This window comes from Paenibacillus sp. OT2-17 (assembly GCF_009827695.1).
Classification (GTDB): Bacteria; Bacillota; Bacilli; order Paenibacillales; family Paenibacillaceae; genus Paenibacillus; species Paenibacillus polymyxa_B.
Map to the genome: position 1 here is coordinate 1 of NZ_WUDQ01000644.1, position 1,968 is coordinate 1,968.

At 46.4% G+C, this 1,968-nt stretch carries 2 protein-coding genes and 1 pseudogene; all 3 read left to right on the plus strand.

Annotation, left to right across the window (positions count from 1 at the left end; genetic code table 11):
• Positions 1 to 12: 12 nt before the first annotated feature.
• A pseudogene (locus tag GRP75_RS25635) lies at positions 13 to 213 on the plus strand (stage V sporulation protein AA); the annotation flags it as partial.
• Positions 210 to 632, plus strand: coding sequence for a stage V sporulation protein AB (locus tag GRP75_RS25640; RefSeq protein ID WP_023989211.1), 423 nt, complete (start codon positions 210 to 212; stop codon positions 630 to 632). The pseudogene GRP75_RS25635 and the gene GRP75_RS25640, both read left to right, overlap by 4 nt.
• Positions 633 to 658: 26 nt before the next feature.
• Positions 659 to 1,968: spore germination protein (locus GRP75_RS25645; RefSeq protein ID WP_160790740.1), on the plus strand; the 1,310-nt coding region annotated here is incomplete at its 3' end.

Consider the following 1,968-nt stretch of genomic DNA (forward strand, 5'->3'; position numbering starts at 1 on the left):
GAGCATCCGTAACTGTTTCAAATTGCTTACTCGATCGGCATCGGCTTTGGCATGATCGTTTTTTTTAATCACTTGTTCAAGAAAAATTGGAACGAGGAGCCGACGCCGCTGGAGGTGGAAATGTATCTGTATCAGGAAAATGTGGATCAGTATGTTGTGGCAGAGGAATATGAAAAGATGGCCCTTCTGCAGACAAAGGATAAGAAACCATGATATTTGTACAGGCTGCACTTCAGATTATTTTAGGTATTGCTGGGGGCCTTGCGGTGGGTAGCGGTGTAATTGCTTTTTTTATTGTGCTGGATATCATGCCGCGATTAGCACAACTTACCCGTACGTATAAAAAATCACGTGCATACGAAAAGGCAATGATTGTAGGCTCAGTACTGGGAACTGTGGTCGATTTTTGGAACATTTGCTTGCCACTACCGGGCATATTTACATGGATACCTGGGTTATTTTGCGGAGTGTTTATTGGCTTGCTCGCCGCGGCTCTAACGGAGGTATTGAATCTCCTGCCTATACTCGCCAAGCGACTCCACATGACCGTGTATATGCTCGGTCTGTTGATGGCAATGGTGCTTGGCAAGGTGACAGGTTCCTTATTTGACTGGTTTGTATACAACCGTTAACAACGAAAGCGAAGGGGGCAAGGAATATGGATCACAGAGCGGATCAAGAGCATCAGGAGCAGCATCAAGAAGACGGGGGAATTGGAAAGGAAAACCATACCGGCGGAGAAGAGTTGAGTCCATGGCAGAAAAAGCAGGCGCAGGAATCAGCACGTTTTAAACACAAAAAAGAGAGTGAGCGGTCTGATAACGTAGAGGAGTCCGTTCGCTACTGGCAGGCCGAAGATGATATATCGCCGAGGATGAAGGATAATAAGAATACACTTGAAACAGTATTAGGTTTGGGGGAGACCTTTGATGTCGTATTCAGGGAAATGACACTGGGTGGGCGTCATACCGGATATCTGTTCCTAAATTCCTTTGCGAAGGATCAGATCATGCTTGAAGTGCTAAAGCGGCTCACCTATCTGACGCCGGATGATCTCTCTTCGGATGGACTACAAGCGTATTTTGAAAATTTTATTCCACATATTCAGGTGGAGAAGACGGATAAGATGTCTGTGGTCATTAACAAGGTGCTGACGGGACTGAGTGCCTTTTTCATGGAAGGCGAGCGCTTTTCCCTTATTCTGGATACTCGTAATTACCCGGTGCGTAATCCGGAGGAACCTTCTTTGGAGCGGGTTGTGCGCGGTGCTCGCGACGGGTTTACTGAAACAATGCTTACCAATGTAGGTCTGGTGCGCCGGCGTTTGCGGGACCCAGGGCTTAAATTTGAGGCTATGCAGGTCGGACGTCGAACCCGAACAGACGTATGTTTGGGTTACATTGACGATATTGTGGATAAGGTGATGGTAGATACTGTACGAGACAAAATTAAAAATGTTAATTTGGATGGTATTCCGCTGGCCGACAAGCAATTAGAGGAGACGATTATCAATAAAGGGTGGAATCCATATCCATTAGTACGATATTCGGAGCGACCAGATGTCGTGGCATCGCATATCATGGAAGGAAGGCTCGTTATTTTCGTCGATACCTCACCCAGCGTGATGATTTTGCCTACCACTTTTTTTGACTTGTGTCAGCATGCAGAAGAGAATCGGCAAACCGCTTTTATGGGAAGTTATTTGCGGTGGGTACGTTTTATAGGTATATTCGCCTCGATGTTTCTGCTTCCGATGTGGCTGCTAATGGTCATCAATCCAGAATTAAAACCGGCGTTTCTTGATTTTATTGGTCCTCAAAAGGAAGCACATCTTCCGCTGATTGCCCAGTTTATCATTGTAGAACTAGGGGTCGATCTAATGCGTATGGCCGCTGTGCATACTCCGACACCACTGGCTTCCGCTATGGGCTTGATCGCAGCGATTCTGGTCGGTGATATAGCGGTTAA

Bases quoted from the DNA above. Each gene is read 5' to 3' on its own strand.
- GRP75_RS25640 (WP_023989211.1), top strand. From the start codon at position 210: ATGATATTTGTACAGGCTGCACTTCAGATTATTTTAGGTATTGCTGGG.